Raw genomic sequence first — 17,862 nt, forward strand, 5'->3', positions numbered from 1 at the left:
GCCCGCAACCATAAGCGGATTTCCGCTCACGCCCCTTGATTCATCAGCAACTTTCCGCTCAAAAATTTCCGCAAACCCTTCTAGACCGGGCCTTCACCTGTTTGGCACAGCTCCTGCTATAGCCCCGACCAGGCTGCGCTAGCGCGCGCTCCACAAAAACAATTAGATGAAGGATCCTTAAATGGATAACTCCAACTCCCTGCCTCTGGGGTCGGCGGCTGCGCCGGCAAAAGCACGCACCACCTCCAGCCGGATCAAGTCGATCTTCAGCGGATCGGTCGGCAACATGGTCGAGTGGTACGACTGGTACGTCTACGCCGCATTCTCGCTGTACTTCGCCAAGACCTTTTTCCCGAAAGGCGACACCACCGCCCAACTCCTGAACACCGCCGCGATCTTCGCCGTGGGTTTCCTGATGCGCCCGATCGGTGGCTGGCTGATGGGCCTGTACGCCGACAAGGTTGGCCGCAAAAAAGCCTTGATGGCCTCGGTGTACCTGATGTGCTTCGGCTCGCTGCTGATTGCCCTGAGCCCGGGCTATGAAGCCATCGGCATCGGCGCACCGATCCTGCTGGTGTTTGCCCGCTTGCTGCAGGGCCTGTCGGTCGGGGGCGAATACGGTACCTCCGCCACTTACCTCAGCGAAATGGCGACCAAGGAACGTCGGGGTTTCTACTCCAGCTTCCAGTACGTAACCCTGATCTCTGGCCAGCTCATCGCCCTTGGCGTGCTAATCGTCCTGCAACAGACCCTCACCACCGAGCAGCTGTACGACTGGGGCTGGCGTATCCCGTTTGCCATCGGCGCGCTGTGCGCGGTAGTGGCGCTGTACCTGCGTCGCGGCATGGAAGAGACCGAGTCGTTCACCAAGAAAGAAAAGGCCAAGGAAAGCGCCATGCGCACCTTGATGCGCCACCCCAAGGAACTGATGACCGTGGTCGGCCTGACCATGGGCGGCACCCTGGCGTTCTACACCTACACCACCTACATGCAGAAATACCTGGTGAACACGGTCGGCATGAGCATCTCCGACTCCACCACTATTTCGGCGGCGACGCTGTTTCTGTTCATGTGCCTGCAACCCATCATCGGCGGGCTGTCGGACAAGGTTGGCCGTCGGCCGATCCTGATTGCCTTCGGCGTCCTCGGCACCCTGTTCACCGTGCCGATCCTCACCACCCTGCACACCATCCAGACCTGGTGGGGCGCGTTCTTCCTGATCATGGCGGCGCTGATCATCGTCAGTGGCTACACCTCGATCAACGCGGTGGTGAAGGCTGAGCTGTTCCCTACCGAAATCCGCGCCCTGGGCGTTGGCCTGCCGTATGCACTGACCGTGTCGATCTTCGGCGGCACCGCTGAATACATCGCGCTGTGGTTCAAGAGCATTGGCATGGAAACCGGCTACTACTGGTACGTCACTGCGTGTATTGCAGTGTCGCTGTTGGTGTATGTGACCATGAAGGACACCCGCAAGCATTCGCGGATTACCACGGACTAAGGGTTCTGCAGGTGTAAAAAAGGGGCCGTGTCAGTAGATGACACGGCCCCTTTTCATTGGCTAAGACTTCGCCTCAGTGCACTATGATGCCCTCCCCCGAACCGCGCAGCAGGAACCCCGGCCATGTCCGACGATATCCATTTCTACGAACCCGCCAACGGCCACGGCCTGCCCCATGACCCGTTCAATGCGATTGTCGGCCCGCGCCCGATTGGCTGGATTTCGTCCCACGACAGTCAGGGCCGCCTGAACCTCGCGCCCTACAGTTTCTTCAACGCCTTCAACTACATTCCGCCGATCATTGGGTTTTCCAGTGTCGGGCGCAAAGACAGCCTGAACAATATCGAACAGACCGGCGAATTCGTGTGGAACCTGGCCACCCGCCCGCTGGCCGAGCAGATGAACCAGAGTTGCGCGCCGGTATCGCCCGAGGTCAACGAGTTTGAATTGGCCGGCTTGACGCCGGTGGCGTCGAAGGTGATCGCCGTGCCTCGCGTGGGTGAGAGCCCGGTGTCGTTCGAGTGCAAGGTGACGCAGATCATTCAGCTGCAGCGCGCCGACAAGGAGCTGGTGCCAAGCTGGCTGGTGCTTGGCGAGGTGGTTGCGGTGCATATCGCCAAATGGCTGCTGAAAGACGGGGTGTACGACACCGCTGCCGCCGAGCCGATCCTGCGTGGAGGCGGCCCGGCGGATTATTTTCAGTTGGGGCCAGAGGCCGTGTTCAAGATGTACCGACCGTAGGAGCAAGCTTGCTCGCGATGGTCGTTAACGATAACGCGGGGAGCCTGACACCCAACGGCGCTCTCCGGTTTTTCGCGAGCAAGCTCGCTCCTACACGACCGCCGCCCAGGTCAACTGGCCTTCTTCGTCAACATCGACCAGGCGCTCCAGTTGCCGGGCAGCCGCATCATCAGCGTCATCGGCAGTCTTGAAGGTTTGTCCATCGAGGATCTTGTGAAAGCGCGGTGCGCCCATGCCATCCAGCGCCTTGACGGCGATGGCGGCGCTATAGCCACCCTCATCTTCACGCACCAAGGCGGAAACGGCTTCGTGGTGGGCAAACTCTTTACGTGCCATGTTGCAGGTCCTGGCCAATGGGAAAGGCGGCCATTCTAAAGCACTAGCCCGCCAGTTGCAGGTACTCGCCATAGGCGTTGACGGCCGAAGCGTCGGTAAAGGTCTGGAAGTCCATGCTGCGCACTACCATGTCATTCAACAACTCGGTGAAGACCATCAGCGCCGGCGAGCTGAAGTAGGCGCTCATCGCCTGCTGGCTGCTCCAGAAGCCCGACACCAACCACACATCCGGGTCGGCCAGGGAGTGCTGCAACGAGAATTGCAGGCAACCTGGAGCCTGACGGCCCGGTTCGATCAAACTGCTCAAGCGTGCACCCAGTTCGGTGCTGCACCCGGTACGGGCACGGATAAAGGCCATATGGCTCGCGGGAATGGGGGTGGACATGTTCGACTCTCCCGTTGAGAAGTGATGCTCGGCAAGCACTGTGAGGGCGTGTTGCCACAGGATCAAAGATACGGGCGCAGGTGCGTATGCGGTTAGTCGATTCCTGCCGGCTTATTGCACAATCCTGCGAGATGCGTAGATATAGCAATCGGCCTGCGGATTTTATTCCCGGCATGACTGCCGTATTTCAGGGGCATGACAGCCTCCGGCTTGCCTGATTCACGAATTTTCGCAGGATCAGGCAAGGATTGTGCAGAATCGAAGTACCGCTTTTTGCAAAGCCGCCTTTAAGCTGTGCCCATCGTCAAAAGCACCCGAGGATGTCCCATGTCGTCGCCAGAACTTCGCTCCACACCCCTCGACGCCGATATGGAAAAGCAGCGCGCAGAACTCGCCGGCATCGTGCGCCGGCATACCTGGGAGGATGGTTCCTACGGCACGGCGATCACTTCGCTGTACCTCAACCGCCACAACACCCCACGGGATTTCATGCCGGTCCTGGTGGAGCCTGCACTGTGCATTCTCGCCCAGGGCAGCAAGGAAGTGCGCCTGGCGGATGAGGTCTTCGCCTACGACCCGCTCAATTACCTGGTGTTCTCGGTGTCGATGCCGGTGGCCGGGCGTATCCTCGATGCCACGCCGGAAGACCCCAACCTGTCGATTCGGGTCAACATCGACCCGGCGCAAATCACCGCGCTGATTGCCGAGGCCGGCCCCATGGGTGTGCCTACTCGCCCGACGTCCCGGGGGATGTATGTCGACCGCCTGGACAACCAGTTGCTCGACGCCGTGTTGCGCCTGACGCGCTTGCTGGACACACCGAAAGACATCGCGATGCTGGCGCCGTTGATCAATCGCGAAATTCTCTATCGCCTGTTGCGTGGCCCACAGGGTTATCGGCTGTATGAAATCGCCGTCGCCAACAGTCAGAGCCATCGGGTCAGCCAGGCGATCACCTGGTTGAACGGCAACTACGAACAGCCCTTGCGCATTGATGACCTGGCCAAGGAAGTGAACCTCAGCGTCTCGACCTTGCACCACCGCTTCAAGGCGATGACCGCCATGAGCCCGTTGCAGTATCAGAAGCAGTTGCGCTTGCAGGAGGCTCGGCGGCTGATGATCGCCGAAGGCCTGGAAGCCTCGGCGGCGGGCTATCGGGTGGGCTATGAAAGCGCCTCGCAGTTCAGCCGCGAATACAGCCGGCTGTTTGGCGCGCCGCCGTTGCGCGATCTGGCCCGGCTGCGCCAGAGCGTCTAGCCCAATCCTGAAAACAGCACAGATCAAATGTGGGAGCTGGCTTGCCTGCGATAGCGGCGGGTCAGGCAATGAGTCTGTATCTGGCAGGCCGCCATCGCAGGCAAGCCAGCTCCTACAGTGAATCGCGTTGCACGTTTAATCGAGGCTGCGGGGCAACTGCAAGGTCACCCGCAACCCACCCTCGCGCAGATTCTGCAAACTCACTTCTCCCCCGTGGCTGTGGGCAATGTTGCGGGCAATGCCCAGCCCCAGCCCATAGCCCTGCTGCTGCCCGGCCAAACGGAAGTGCGGCTCGAAGACTTGCTCCAAACGCTGCTCCGGCACACCCGGGCCTTCATCGTCTACATGGAGGATGAATTCCGCGCCATCGTCTTCGATATGCAAATGGGCGTTCTGCCCGTACTTCAAGGCGTTGTCGATCAGGTTGCCGATGCAGCGCTTGAGCGCCAGCGGCTTGCCCGGATAGGTGGTGAGCGCACGGCCATGCTGGGTCACGCGGCCGTTGCCGTTGGGCGCCAGGTACGGCTCAACCAGGCAGTCGAGCACGTGGTTGAGGTCCACCGGTTCGATGTTCTCGTGGATGTCCGTGTCTTTCACACACTGCAACGCGCCCTTGACCAGCAACTCCAGCTCATCCAGGTCGCGACCGAATTTGGTTTGCAGGTTCTCGTCTTCCAGCAACTCCACCCGCAACCGCAAGCGCGTGATGGGTGTGCGCAAGTCGTGGGAAATCGCGCTGAACAGTTGGCTGCGTTCGGTCAGGTAACGGCTGATGCGTTCGCGCATCGCATTGAACGCACGACCCACTTCCACCACTTCGCTGCCGCCGCCTTCGGCCACCGGCTCCACGTCGGCGCCCAGGGACATGTCCCGCGCGGCCCGTGCCAGGCGCTTGAGCGGCCGGCTCTGCCAGTGCACCAGCAGGCCGATAAACAGCAGCAGGAAGCCGCTGGTGAGCACGATGAACCACACCTGCTGGGACGGCAGGCCTTGTTCTTCAAGGCTGGTGTAGGGTTCGGGCAACAAGGACGCGATGTACAGCCATTCGCCCTGGGCCAGCTGGATCTGGGTCACCAGCACCGGCGGATTGACCGGCTCAAGGGTCAGCGCGTAATGCGCCCAGGAACGCGGCAGTTCATCGAGTTTCAAGCCGGCGTTGAAGATGCGCAGGTCTTCGGCGCTGACGAATTCCACCGAGACATGCACGTCGCTGCCCAGGGTCTGGCGCAACACTTCTTCGACCGCACCGAGCACCGCCTGCTTGCGCGGGGTTTGCGGCAACACGGCCATGTCCAGGGGCTTGTCATTAAGGGTCACGACAAACCGCGTACCGCCCATGCTGCGCAACTGGTCCAGCACCAAGGGCCGAAACGCCACCGGCAAGGAGCGGAAATAACTGACGCTGGCGGTCATCGAATGCGCCAGGCTGCGGGCAGCCGTCACCAGGCCTTCGAGCTGGGTGGCACGCAGTTGCGATACCCAGATCACGCTGGACAACGTCTGGGCAAACAGCACCGCCAACAGGGTCAGCAGTAACATCCGCCCCAGCAGCGAGCGCGGTACCGGGATCCGCCGGCGCAGTTCACGCAGGCGCTCAGTGGGCATTGCCGGCAACCACGCTGGCTGCCAATTGATAGCCACTGCCGCGCACGGTGCGGATCAGCCGGGGTGGTTTTTCGGTGTCGCGCAGGCGCTGGCGCAAGCGGCTGACGGCCATGTCGACAATCCGGTCCAGGGGCATCAGGTCGCGGCCACGGGTGGCGTTGCCGATGGTGTCGCGGTCGAGGATTTGCTGGGGATGGTCGAGAAACAGTTTGAGCAGGGCAAAGTCGGCACCGGAGAGGATCACTTCCTCGCCGTCGACGTGGAACAGCCGGTGGCTGACCATGTCCAGGCGCCACTCGCCAAATACCAGCACCTCGCCACCACTGCGCTCCTGGCCAAACTGGGCACGGCGCAACAAGGCCTTGACCCGCGCCTGCAACTCGCGGGGGCTGAAAGGTTTGCCGATGTAATCGTCGGCGCCCAGCTCCAGGCCGATCACGCGGTCGGCCTCGTCGGAACTGGCGGTGAGCATGATGATCGGCACCTGGGCCTGGCGCGGGTGCTGGCGGATCCAGCGGCAAAGGCTGAAACCGTCTTCGTCCGGCAGCATCACATCAAGGATCACCAGGTCGCAGGGCGCTTCGTTCATCGCCTGGCGGAACCCCGCACCATCCGGCACGCCACGCACCTGGAAACCGGCGCGGCTGAGGTAGGTTTGCAGCAACTCGCGGATTTCCTGGTCGTCGTCGACCAGGAGAATGGATTTACTGATAACGCTCACGGGGTTCGTCCTTGTTGTTAGGGATGGGACGGGCTTAATAATTCGTTGTTATGGAGGGCCTCATCGCAGGCAAGTCAGCTCCCACATTTGGAATGCATTCCCCTGTGGGAGCTGACTTGCCTGCAATGGCGCCATCACTGCCTACGCAAATGCCTGCTCAAGCGCTACACCTGCCCCGGTCAAACCGGAATACGGTGCCGTCACCAGCCACACCGGAATGCCTTTGAAGTAGTCGCTCATGCAGCCTTTGTCGCAAAAACTCTTGGCAAAACCACTCTTGATAAAGAAATCGGCAAAACGCGGGATCACGCCGCCCACGATGTACACCCCGCCACGACCGCCGGTGGTCAGCACGTTGTTACCGGCCACGCGGCCCAGCCAGATGCTGAACTGGTCCAGTACTTCCAGGGCAATCGGGTCGCCCGCCAGGCCAGCGGCAGTGATGGCCTCGGGGGTTTCCAGTACCGCCTCATGGCCGTCCACCGCGCAGATCGCCCGGTACAACCTGGGCAAACCGCCACCACTCAAGGCGGTTTCCGCGCTGACATGGCCGATCTCAGTGTAGATGTGCTGCCACAGCTGGGCTTCGCGCGGGCTGCTCACCGGCAGGTCGACATGGCCGCCCTCCCCCGGCAATGCGGCCCAACGGCCATGGCCGAGGTCGAGCAAGGTGCCCACACCCAGGCCAGTGCCCGGGCCGATCACCACGGCCGGGCGCAAGGGCTCCGGCGTGCCTTCGCACACCACACGGAATTCGTCGGGTTTGAGGCGGGTCATGCCCAGGGCCATGGCCGAGAAATCATTCACCAGCAGCAGCTCATCCACCTGCAAGGTCTTGCAGAAAGCAGTCTTGCTCAGGCGCCAGTGATTGTTGGTGAATTTAAATTCATCTCCACTCACTGGCCCTGCGACCGACAGGCACACCGCGCCAATCGAGCCGATGGCCAGGCCTTCTTCCTTGAGATAGACCTGGATTGCCTCTTCCGGGCTGGCATGATCCGCCGTCGCGTGGACGCGGATCGAATGCAGCTCCTGATCCCGCCACAACGCAAAACGGGCGTTGGTACCACCGATGTCACCGACCAGCGCAAGCTTCACTTAAGTGTCTCCAAGGCAGAGGTAAAGGCGCTGGCGCCCTGCTCTGCGGAGCTTGCGGCCAAACGCATAAACGCAAACAGCTCGCGACCGGCCCCCACGTTATTGCCCAGGAGGCCCGTGGCAGGCGCACGCGCTGCAAATTCTTCGGCGTCCACCTTAAGCTCCAAGGTGCCTTTGACGCCATCCACGCGAATGATATCGCCATCGCGCACGCGTGCCAGTGGCCCGCCGCTCTGGGCTTCAGGGTTGACATGAATCGCGGCAGGGATCTTACCCGAGGCGCCGGACATACGCCCGTCTGTTACCAGGGCAACCTTGAAGCCACGGTCCTGCAGCACGCCGAGGAACGGGGTCATCTTGTGCAATTCCGGCATGCCGTTGGAGCGCGGGCCCTGGAAGCGCATCACGGCGACGAAGTCTTTTTCCAACTGGCCGGCCTTGAATGCATCGGCCAGGTCTTGCTGGTCCTGGAACACCACGGCCGGCGCTTCGACGATCTGATGCTCAAGGGCCACGGCGGAGACTTTCATCACACCACGGCCAAGGTTGCCTTCCATCACGCGAAGACCGCCTTCCGGGGAAAACGCACGGGCCACGGGGCGCAGGATGGTTTCGTCGAGGCTTTCGATCGGGCCTTCACGCCATACCAGCTCGCCGTCCACCAGGAACGGTTCCTGGGTGTAGCGGCTCAGGCCATGACCCGCCACGGTGTTGACGTCATTGTGCAGCAGGCCGGCTTCCAGCAGCTCGCGGATCAGGAACGACATGCCGCCCGCCGCCTGGAAGTGGTTGATGTCGGCCTTGCCGTTTGGATACACGTGGGACAGGGTCGGCACCACCTCGGAGAGGTCAGCCATGTCATCCCAGGTCAGGATGATGCCCGCCGACATGGCGATGGCCGGCATGTGCAGGGTGTGGTTGGTGGAGCCGCCGGTGGCATTGAGGGCGATGATGGAGTTGACGATGGATTTTTCGTCGACGATCTCGCCGATCGGCGTGAAGTTGCCGTTGGCCTTGGTCAGGCGCGTGACCTGGTGCGCGGCTTCGCGGGTCAGGGCGTCACGCAGCGGCGTGTACGGGTTGACGAACGAAGCACCCGGCAAGTGCAGGCCCATCACTTCCATCAACAGCTGGTTGGTGTTGGCGGTGCCGTAGAAGGTGCAGGTGCCCGGGCTGTGATAGGACTTCATCTCCGATTCCAGCAGCTCTTCGCGGGTGGCCTTGCCTTCGGCATAGCGCTGGCGTACGTCGGCTTTCTGTTTGTTGGAGATCCCCGACGGCATCGGGCCGCCCGGGACGAAGATCATCGGCAGGTGGCCGTAGCGCAGGGCGCCCATCATCAGGCCGGGGACGATCTTGTCGCAGATGCCCAGCATCAGCGCGGCGTCGAACATGTTGTGGGACAGCGCTACCGCCGTCGACATCGCAATCACTTCGCGGCTCAGCAGGCTGAGCTCCATGCCCGGCTCGCCCTGGGTCACGCCATCGCACATGGCGGGGGTGCCGCCGGCGAACTGGCCAACGGAGCCGACTTCACGCAGGGCTTTTTTGATTTGCTCGGGGAAATGTTCGTACGGCTGGTGGGCCGAGAGCATGTCGTTATATGACGAAACAATTGCCACGTTGGCGGCGTTCATCATGCGCAGGCTGTTTTTGTCTTCGGTGCCGCAACCGGCCACGCCGTGGGCAAAGTTGGCGCATTGCAGCTTGCCGCGCATCGGGCCGTCGCTGGCAGCGCCGCGAATGAGCGCAAGGTAGGCCTCACGGGTTGCACGGCTACGGGCGATAAGCCGTTCGGTGACCTCAAGAACGCGGGGATGCATGTATAGAACTCCAGGCTAACGGATGTGGCGACCCTCGTTCCTATGCTGGTCAAACGCCCGCCGCGAAGAGGTTGGCAGGGTGTTGCTTGACCAATCGGACCAGTTGATTCAGGTCACTCGTTGTTGATTGAACAAAATATTGCCACTAAAAAGGCTTGTTTTCTATTTTTATGCGAATAATCTTGTAATTCTTACAACAAATCGACGACAGGCACCTTCCAATGACTCTACGTATCGCTATCAATGGTTTTGGCCGTATTGGCCGTAATGTCCTGCGCGCACTTTATACCCAAGGCTACCGTCAGGATTTGCAGATCGTCGCCATCAACGATCTTGGCGACAGCTCGATCAATGCCCACCTGCTTAAATACGACACCGTCCACGGCACTTTCGATGCAGAGGTCGCCCACGATCAGGAAAGCCTGACCGTCAATGGTGACCGGATTGCCGTGAGTGCCATTCGCAACCCGGCCGACCTGCCGTGGGCTGCACACAAGGTGGACGTGGTCTTTGAATGCACCGGTCTGTTCACCGACCGTGACAAGGCCGCCGCCCATATTACCGCCGGCGCGCGCAAGGTGATCATCTCGGCCCCGGCCAAGGGCGCCGATGCCACCGTGGTGTACGGGGTAAACCATGACATTTTGCGTCAATCCCACCAGATCATCTCCAACGCTTCCTGCACCACCAACTGCCTGGCGCCAGTGGCCCAGGTGCTGCACCGCGAGCTGGGCATCGAAAGCGGCTTGATGACCACCATCCACGCCTACACCAACGACCAGAACCTGACCGACGTCTACCACACCGACCCGTACCGCGCGCGCTCGGCCACCCAGAACATGATCCCGAGCAAGACCGGCGCCGCCGAAGCCGTGGGCCTGGTGCTGCCGGAACTGGCAGGCAAACTGACCGGCATGGCCGTGCGTGTGCCGGTGATCAACGTGTCGCTGGTGGACCTCACCGTGCAACTGAAAAAAGAAGCCAGCGCCGAGCAAGTCAACGCGCTGCTGAAAGAAGCCAGCCAGCACTCGAAAATCCTCGGCTACAACACCCTGCCGCTGGTTTCCAGTGACTTCAACCATAACCCGCTTTCGTCGATCTTCGACGCCAATCACACCAAGGTCAGCGGCAAACTGCTGAAAGTGCTGGCCTGGTACGACAACGAGTGGGGCTTCTCGAACCGTATGCTGGATAACTGCCTGGCGCTCTGCAACGCCGAATAACTTGGCATTGATATCCCCTGTGGGAGCTGGCTTGCCTGCGATTGCATCACCTCGGCCTGACTGAAAGACCGAGTTGCCTGCATCGCGGGCAAGCCCGGCTCCCACAGGGATCTTCATCGCATCTCAATGTGCCACTTGCCATTTGCGTTGATGATAAGCATTATCATTTGCTGCAAATCGGTCTGGTATCACTGTGAGCCAATCTCGCTTCAACCAAGTCTTCCTCACTCAGCGTGTGATTCTGCTGCGCACCTTGCAGCGGATGGTGAATAACCACAGCACCGCCGAGGACCTGCTGCAGGAAACCTACCTGCGCGTCACCCGGGCCTTGAGCGAACGGCCGATCGACCACCTTGAACCCTTCGTGTACCAGACGGCGCGCAACCTCGCGCTGGACCACCTGCGTGCCCGCAGGATCCAGGCCCGCACCCTGCAGGAAGACGTCCCGATGGACATCCTGCAAAGCGTCGCCTCCCCCGTCAGCACCCCCGAAGACACGATCCAGGCCGAGCAGTTGCTGGAACAACTCAGTGTCAGCCTCGGCCAGTTGAGCGCCCGCCAGCAGCAGATATTTATCCTCAGCCGCCTGCACGGTTGCAGCTATCAGGAAATCGCCGACAAGCTCGATGTGTCCCTGAGCACCGTACAAAAGGAACTGAAATTGATCATGGCCATCTGCATAGGTGTGGCCGAAAGACTGGATCGCCCTTAAGCTTTGTCGGCACAGTCTGTAGGACTATTGATTAAAACGTGGCGAAGACCCGAGGAACACCGTGACGGATCCGAATAAACTGCACCCCCATGAGCTGGCTCATGAGGTGTTGCAAGACACGGCTATGGACCAAGCCCTCGACTGGCTGATCGCCTTGCAGTGCCCGCAACCCGGGCAGCAGGCCGAGTTTGAAGCCTGGCTCGCCAGCGACCCGCTGCACGCCGAAGCCTTCATCAAGGCCCAGACCGCCTGGGGCGGCGCGCCCGTGCACAGCGCGGCCGTCGCCCTGAATGCGCCACGCAAACCCGGCGCCTGGCGCCGCATCAAACCCCATTGGAAGCCCCTGGCCACCGCCGCAGTGTTGCTGCTGGGCCTGTTCAGCTTCAGTAACCTGCCAATGCGCCTGCAGGCCGACCACCTGACCGTGGTGGGCGAGCGCCAGCGCCTGCAACTGGACGACGGCTCCAAAGTCCTGCTTAACACCAATTCCGCGTTCTCCAGCAGCATCAAGGACCACCAGCGCATCGCCCGCCTGTATCAGGGTGAAGCGTTTTTCGAGGTGCTGCCCAGCCGTGGCCTGCCCCTGGAAATCGACGCCGGCCCGGTACGCGCCAGTGTGCGCGACACCGCCTTTGCCGTGCGCTACCTGAACGGTGAAGCCCAGGTTCAGGTGCAACGCGGCGATGTGGACCTGAGCAACACCTTTGACGACGCACGGGTGCGCCTGAGCGCCGGTGAAAGTATCCGCATCGGGCCCAAGGGCTTCGGCCAACCCGCCAAACTCGATGCCACCAAAGACCTGGCCTGGATCGACGGCCGGCTGATTTTCGAAAACTGCCCGATGAGCGAAGTACTGGCCGAGTTACGCCGCTACTACCCCGGATGGATCGTCAACAACAACGACAAGCTCGCCAGCGTCGCCGTCACCGGCAATTACCGCCTCGACCAGCCGCTGGACGTGGTGCGCTCCCTGGCCCACATCACCTCGGCCAAGCTCTCGGAATACCCGGCGCTGGTGATCCTGAACTAAATGAGAATTATTTTTACTCGATAGCCCAAGGCGGTACGTCTCGTTATAGCCAATGCAACTGATTCCTATTTGATTCAGTGTCGCAACTATAAGATTCGTACCTTCCGGAGCGCTCTCGATGTCCTCTCGTTTCAACCGCCGGTCCTCTTCGCCCGTCCGCCGCCACGGCTTGTCGCTGCTGACCGCCGCCATCCTGATGGCCGGTGCGCCCGTGATGGTCGCCAGTGCCGCAGAGCCTGCCACCCGCAGCCAGGGCAATTACAGCTTCAGCATCGAGCAACAATCCCTGGTCTCGGCGCTGAACGCCTTCACCGCCGTGACCGGCTGGCAAATCGGCCTGCCCGCCGAGTTGGGCCAGGGTGTGTCATCCCCTGGCGTACGTGGCTCGTTGCCGGCAGATAAAGCCCTGGACCGGCTGTTGGTGGGGACCAACCTGGGCTATCGCAAACTGAGCAACAACAATATCGTGCTGGAAAAACGCGCCGCCGCCGGCGCCATCACCCTGCAACAAATGACCATCAGCGCCACCCGCCAGGAACAGGCCGTGGACAGCGTGCCCAGCACCGTGACCGTGCATGACCGCGAGGAGCTGGACCGCCAGAACGTCAACACCATCCGCGAACTGGTGCGCTATGAGCCAGGCGTGTCGGTGGGCGGTGCCGGTACCCGCTCCGGCAATGCCGGCTACAACATTCGCGGCATCGACGGCGACCGCATCCTCACCCAGGTGGACGGCGTCGAAGTTCCGGACAACTTCTTCAACGGTCCGTACGCCAAGACCCGCCGCAACTACGTCGACCCGGAAATCGTCAAGCGCGTGGAGATCCTGCGCGGCCCGGCCTCGGCCTTGTACGGCAGCAGCGCCATCGGTGGTGCGGTGAGCTACTTCACCCTCGACCCGGACGACATCATCAAGCCCGGCCAGGATTTTGGTGCACGCCTGAAGACCGGCTACAGCTCCGCCGACGAGAGCTGGCTGACCTCCGGCACCGTCGCCGGCCGCGTGCAGGACTTCGACGGCTTGCTGCACCTGAGCCAGCGCAACGGCCACGAGATGGAATCCTACGATGGCAACAACGCCACCGGCCTCGCGCGTACCGGCGCCAACCCGGAAGATGCGCGCACCACCAACGTGCTGGCCAAACTGGGCTGGAACTACGGTGACGAGAACCGCCTGGGCCTGACCTACGAGAAGTTCAAGGACGATCGCGACACCAACCTGAAAAACGCAGTGGGTGGCCCGTTCGTCGGTGGCCGGGGCTTTAACTATTACCGCAGCCGTACAGGCAACGACACCATCACCCGTGAACGTTTTGGCATCGAAAACAAGTTCGCCCTCGACTCGCCGATTGCCGATCACATCAAGACCAGCCTCAACTACCAGATCGCCAAGACCGACCAGACCACTGCCGAAATCTACCAGCCATCGCGCAAGGTGTTGCGCACCCGCGAGACCCTGTACGAAGAGAAACAGTGGGTATTCGACGCGCAACTGGACAAGGCTTTCAGCATCGGCGAAACCAATCATGTCGTGACCTACGGCACCACCCTCAAGCAGCAGAAAGTCACCGGCTCCCGTGAAGGCGCCGCGACCTGCCTGGCGGTCGGCGGCGGCTGCACGGCCATCGGCGCACCAAGCCCGTCGGCCAGCGACAGCGTGAAAAAAGCCAGCGACTTCCCCGACCCGACCATCAACTCCTACGCCTTGTTTGCCCAGGACCAGATCGCCTGGGACAAGTGGACCTTCCTGCCCAGCGTGCGCTACGACTACATCCAGCTCAAACCCAAGCTGACCCAGGAATTCCTCAATACCGTCGACCCGACACGCATCTACGACCACAGCGATTCGGAAAAGAACTGGCACCGTGTAACGCCCAAGTTCGGCATCACTTACGCGTTGACCGAGCAATACACCTGGTTCGGCCAATACGCCGAAGGTTATCGCACGCCGTCGGCCAAGGCCTTGTATGGCCGCTTTGAAAACCTGCAACAGGGCTACACCGTGGAACCCAACCCGGACCTCAAGCCGGAAAGCAGCCGCGGTGTCGAAACCGGGATTCGCGGCAACTTCGACTCGGGCTCGTTTGACGTGGCGGTGTACTACAACAAGTACCGTGATTTCATCGATGAAGACGCCTCGGTCGCCGGCGGCACCGTCCAGCAGTTCGAAGCCAACAACATCAAGCACGCCACCATCAAGGGCGTGGAAGCCAAGGGCCGCTTGAACCTCGACGTGTTTGGCGCACCGCAGGGTCTGTACACCCAAGGCTCCGTTGCCTACACCTACGGGCGCAATGACGACAACGGCGAGCCGCTGAACAGCGTCAACCCGCTCAAGGGCGTGTTCGGCCTGGGTTACGACCAGCAGAACTACGGCGCCCTGGTCAGCTGGACCCTGGTCAAGAAACAGGACCGCGTCGACAGCACCACCTTCTTCGCCCCCGACGGCAACAGCGCCAACGGCCCGTTCAAGACCCCGGGCTTCGGGATCGTCGACCTGACCGGTTTCTACAAGGTCACCAACGACGTGACTATCAACGGTGGCCTGTACAACCTGACCGACAAGAAATACTGGAACTGGGATGACGTGCGCAGCTACGACAGCGTGGGCGAAGCCGGCGTGACCGGCCCGGCCAACCTGGACCGCCTGACCCAGCCAGGCCGCAATTTTGCGATCAACCTGATCTGGGACATCTGATCAATGGAGCCTCACCCCGCCGGAAATTTATCTGCGCCGGGGTGAGGATTTTTTACTGTGACGCGTCTTCTGGTTCGTCTAGTTCATAACAGCCTGGCAACCAGACGCTTCCTCTTCTCAAGGACATCTTCATGACTGCTTCTCCTACTGCTGAACGCCCAAGCCTGCGCTCCCAACGCCTGAACCAGATCACCAACGAGCCGCATACCAAGCTCGACGCCTTGGTGAAGGCCCATGCACCGTTTGAAACCCAGGCCAACTTCGCCCGCTTCGTGGTCGCGCAGTACCTGTTCCAGTCGGAACTGGTGGCGCTGTACAACGACCCCGAGCTGATCAAGCTCGTCCCCGACCTGGCCGAACGCTGCCGCGCCGAGGCTGCCAGGCTGGACCTGGGCGACCTGGACACCGAAGTCCCGGCCCCGGTGGCCGGCGCTGTGAAAAACCCGAGCAAGGCCGAAGCCCTGGGCTGGCTGTTCGTGTCTGAAGGCTCCAAGCTGGGCGCTGCGTTCCTGATCAAGCGTGCCGTAGGCCTGGGCTTGAGCGAAACCTTCGGTGCCCGTCACCTGGGCGAGCCGGCCGGCGGTCGTGCGGAAGGCTGGAAAAGCTTCACTCGCACCCTCGACGCGCTGGAACTCACTGCCGAAGAAGAAGCCGAAGCGGAAAAAGGCGCGGTGGATGCGTTCGTGCGCTTCACCGTGTTGCTGGAACAGGCGTACGCTAGCGCCCCTGAACTGGCCTGATTTTTCTGTAGAAACCCAATTGATGTGGGAGCTGGCTTGCCTGGGATGCAGTCACCTCGGTGTATCTGAAAGACCGAGTTGATGCTATCGCAGGCAAGCCAGCTCCCACATTTGATCCGGTTTCACTTTGAATCCTTCGTAAGTCCATCCATGCAAACTGCACCCATGACCGGCAAAACCCAATCCTCGTCCAAAATCGCCCGCGTCCTGTTCGGCCTCCTGGCCTACGTCAGCCTGGGCATCGGCCTGGTTGCGATTGTGGTACCGGGCTTGCCCACCACCGAATTCATCCTGCTGGCCGCCTGGGCCGCCACCAAAAGCTCCCCGCGCCTGAGTGCCTGGCTGGAAAACCACCGGCTGTTCGGGCCGATCCTGTTCAATTGGCGCAACGGCAAAATCATCGCCCGCCGCGCCAAGGTCAGTGCCACAGTGAGCATGTTGCTCTGCGCCGGCCTGATGCTGGTGATGCTCGAACACGGCTGGCCGATCTACCTGGCCATCGCCGGGATGAGCCTGGGCAACCTGTGGATCTGGTCACGTCCGGAACGCCTCCCACACCCCGCCTGACAACGTCCTACCGCTCATCGACTTCCCCTCATGAACCGCCGGCCCAAGCCGATGTTCCGGGCATAGCGCCGAATGGACTCGCGTGAGCTTGCAGACCAATAAGTCCATTCGCGGGTACACCTATGTTCGACACCCTCTCCATTCGCTTGAAAATCGTGCTGCTGTCCGGTCTTTGCCTGCTGGGGGTGATCGCCCTGGTGGTCGGCATGAACCTCTACCAGACCAACCAGAACGATGAACTGATCAGCGATTCAAGCTCGCGAATGCTCACCGACAGCGTGCAGAACCTGTTGCAGGCCAAGGCCGCCGAACAGGCGGTGCAACTGCAAAAGACCTTCGGCGAAAGCCTGTTGGTGGTCACCGCCCTCGCCGACCAGATCAAGGACCTGCGCAGCCTGGCGGGCAAGCGCTCGCTGGACGCCGGGGCCTTGCGTGAAGAACTCAACCACAGCCTGAAAACCGCCTTCGACCGCAACAGCAAGGTGCTCGGCATCTGGCTGTCGTTCGAGCCAAATGCTCTGGACGGCAAGGACAGCGAATTTCTCAACGATGCCGCCCGTGCTTCAAACGAAAAAGGCCGCTTTTCCAGCTACTGGAGCCGCGCCGGTGGTGAGGGCCTGAACACGGTGATGGTCGAGGACGACCTGACCAAGACCAGCCTCAACCTCAGCGGCACGCCCTACAACATCTGGTACACCTGCCCGCGGGATACCCGCAACACCTGCCTGCTGGACCCGTATGAAGACACCGTGGCCGGTAAACCGGTGTTGATGACCACCATTTCCCTGCCCCTGCTGGTCGACGGCAAAGTGATCGGCGTGGTGGGTGTCGACCTAGCCCTCAACACCCTGCAAGCCGCGACCGATGCAGCGCAAAAAGAGCTGTTCAACGGTGCCGGGCATCTGGAGATTCTCTCCAGTACGGGCCTGATCGCCGGCTACAGCGGCGAACCCGCCAAAGTCGGCAAGAACCTGATCGACACCCTCGGCGCCGAAGGCAAGGAGATTGTGCAACTGTTGGCCAGCGATACCCGCAAGATTCGCGAGGAAGACGGCACGATCCGCGCGGTGTACCCGGTCAAGCCGATTGCCGACGCCAAGTCCTGGGGCATCGTCATCAAACTGCCCAAGGAAGTGTTGCTGGCTGACGCCCACAAACTCCAGGCCGTACTCGACAAGGCCCAGGCCAGTGGCACCGTCAAGGCGCTGCTGGTGGGCGCAGCCGCCGGCTTGCTGGGCCTGCTGCTGATCTGGCTGACGGCCACCGGCGTGACCCGGCCGATCAACAGCGTGGCCGCCATGCTCAAGGAAATCGCCAGCGGCGATGGCGATCTCACCCAGCGCCTGGCCTACGCCAAAAAAGACGAGCTGGGCGAACTGGTGAACTGGTTCAACCGCTTCCTGGACAAGCTGCAGCCGACCATCG

General features: G+C 61.4%; 15 protein-coding genes and 2 pseudogenes. 11 read left to right on the plus strand and 6 right to left on the minus strand.

Features of this window, described 5'->3' with window-relative positions; all coding sequences use genetic code 11:
* Nucleotides 1-181 precede the first annotated feature (181 nt).
* From V3W39_RS21810 to V3W39_RS21820, 3 genes and pseudogenes are all read left to right on the plus strand, one after another.
* Nucleotides 182-1,501 (plus strand): MFS transporter, encoded by a 1,320-nt coding sequence (locus V3W39_RS21810; RefSeq protein WP_177045967.1) that lies wholly within the window; start codon nt 182-184, stop codon nt 1,499-1,501.
* 123 nt (nt 1,502-1,624) lie between these two features.
* Nucleotides 1,625-2,242, plus strand: coding sequence for a flavin reductase family protein (locus V3W39_RS21815; protein ID WP_330213331.1), 618 nt, complete (start codon nt 1,625-1,627; stop codon nt 2,240-2,242).
* A 17-nt stretch (nt 2,243-2,259) separates the two neighbouring features.
* Nucleotides 2,260-2,337: pseudogene (locus V3W39_RS21820) on the plus strand (outer membrane lipoprotein carrier protein LolA); the annotation flags it as partial.
* Here the strand turns inward: V3W39_RS21820 and V3W39_RS21825 are convergent.
* The gene (locus V3W39_RS21825; protein WP_177045963.1) at nt 2,333-2,578 is read right to left on the minus strand and encodes a hypothetical protein; all 246 of its coding nucleotides are present in this window, start codon (nt 2,576-2,578) and stop codon (nt 2,333-2,335) included. The pseudogene V3W39_RS21820 and the gene V3W39_RS21825 sit on opposite strands and share 5 nt — an antisense overlap.
* A gap of 43 nt (nt 2,579-2,621) precedes the next feature.
* On the minus strand, nt 2,622-2,963 hold the full coding sequence (locus V3W39_RS21830; RefSeq protein WP_330213332.1) for an antibiotic biosynthesis monooxygenase family protein: 342 nt from the start codon (nt 2,961-2,963) through the stop codon (nt 2,622-2,624).
* Nucleotides 2,964-3,290: 327 nt separating this feature from the next.
* Here V3W39_RS21830 and V3W39_RS21835 point away from each other — a divergent pair, with 327 nt between their 5' ends.
* Entirely contained in the window at nt 3,291-4,220 is a 930-nt protein-coding gene (locus V3W39_RS21835; RefSeq protein WP_177045959.1) for an AraC family transcriptional regulator, read from the plus strand.
* Nucleotides 4,221-4,355: 135 nt separating this feature from the next.
* Here the strand turns inward: V3W39_RS21835 and V3W39_RS21840 are convergent, their stop codons facing one another.
* The 4 genes from V3W39_RS21840 to edd form a co-directional block, all read right to left on the minus strand.
* A complete protein-coding gene (locus V3W39_RS21840) occupies nt 4,356-5,825 on the minus strand; it encodes an ATP-binding protein (protein WP_177045957.1) in 1,470 nt (489 codons plus the stop codon).
* Nucleotides 5,815-6,546, minus strand: a complete 732-nt coding sequence (locus V3W39_RS21845; RefSeq protein ID WP_010169994.1) for a response regulator — start codon at nt 6,544-6,546, stop codon at nt 5,815-5,817. The genes V3W39_RS21840 and V3W39_RS21845 overlap by 11 nt, the downstream gene beginning before the upstream one ends.
* Before the next feature lie 141 nt (nt 6,547-6,687).
* A complete protein-coding gene (locus V3W39_RS21850) occupies nt 6,688-7,644 on the minus strand; it encodes a glucokinase (RefSeq protein ID WP_177045955.1) in 957 nt (318 codons plus the stop codon).
* Complete coding sequence (gene edd, locus V3W39_RS21855; protein WP_177045954.1) at nt 7,641-9,467, minus strand: phosphogluconate dehydratase; 1,827 nt, start codon at nt 9,465-9,467, stop codon at nt 7,641-7,643. Before edd ends, V3W39_RS21850 begins: the two co-directional genes overlap by 4 nt.
* A gap of 221 nt (nt 9,468-9,688) precedes the next feature.
* Between edd and gap the strand changes: the two genes are divergently transcribed.
* From gap to V3W39_RS33840, 7 genes and pseudogenes are all read left to right on the plus strand, one after another.
* Complete coding sequence (gene gap, locus V3W39_RS21860; protein WP_003214117.1) at nt 9,689-10,690, plus strand: type I glyceraldehyde-3-phosphate dehydrogenase; 1,002 nt, start codon at nt 9,689-9,691, stop codon at nt 10,688-10,690.
* A gap of 193 nt (nt 10,691-10,883) precedes the next feature.
* A complete protein-coding gene (locus V3W39_RS21865; RefSeq protein WP_177045946.1) occupies nt 10,884-11,402 on the plus strand; it encodes an RNA polymerase sigma factor in 519 nt (172 codons plus the stop codon).
* A 61-nt stretch (nt 11,403-11,463) separates the two neighbouring features.
* Nucleotides 11,464-12,432 carry a FecR family protein gene (locus tag V3W39_RS21870; protein ID WP_177045944.1) on the plus strand — a complete coding sequence of 323 codons (969 nt, stop codon included), beginning with the start codon at nt 11,464-11,466 and terminating at the stop codon, nt 12,430-12,432.
* 118 nt (nt 12,433-12,550) lie between these two features.
* On the plus strand, nt 12,551-15,130 hold the full coding sequence (locus V3W39_RS21875) for a TonB-dependent receptor (protein WP_330213333.1): 2,580 nt from the start codon (nt 12,551-12,553) through the stop codon (nt 15,128-15,130).
* A 131-nt stretch (nt 15,131-15,261) separates the two neighbouring features.
* Nucleotides 15,262-15,870, plus strand: a complete 609-nt coding sequence (locus V3W39_RS21880) for a biliverdin-producing heme oxygenase (RefSeq protein ID WP_177045940.1) — start codon at nt 15,262-15,264, stop codon at nt 15,868-15,870.
* Nucleotides 15,871-16,035: 165 nt separating this feature from the next.
* Nucleotides 16,036-16,437 (plus strand): YbaN family protein, encoded by a 402-nt coding sequence (locus V3W39_RS21885; protein ID WP_177115603.1) that lies wholly within the window; start codon nt 16,036-16,038, stop codon nt 16,435-16,437.
* Nucleotides 16,438-16,700: 263 nt separating this feature from the next.
* Nucleotides 16,701-17,840, plus strand: a pseudogene (locus V3W39_RS33840) (PDC sensor domain-containing protein); the annotation flags it as partial.
* Nucleotides 17,841-17,862: the final 22 nt, after the last annotated feature.

This window comes from Pseudomonas sp. Z18(2022) (assembly GCF_036346535.1).
Classification (GTDB): Bacteria; Pseudomonadota; Gammaproteobacteria; order Pseudomonadales; family Pseudomonadaceae; genus Aquipseudomonas; species Aquipseudomonas yamanorum_A.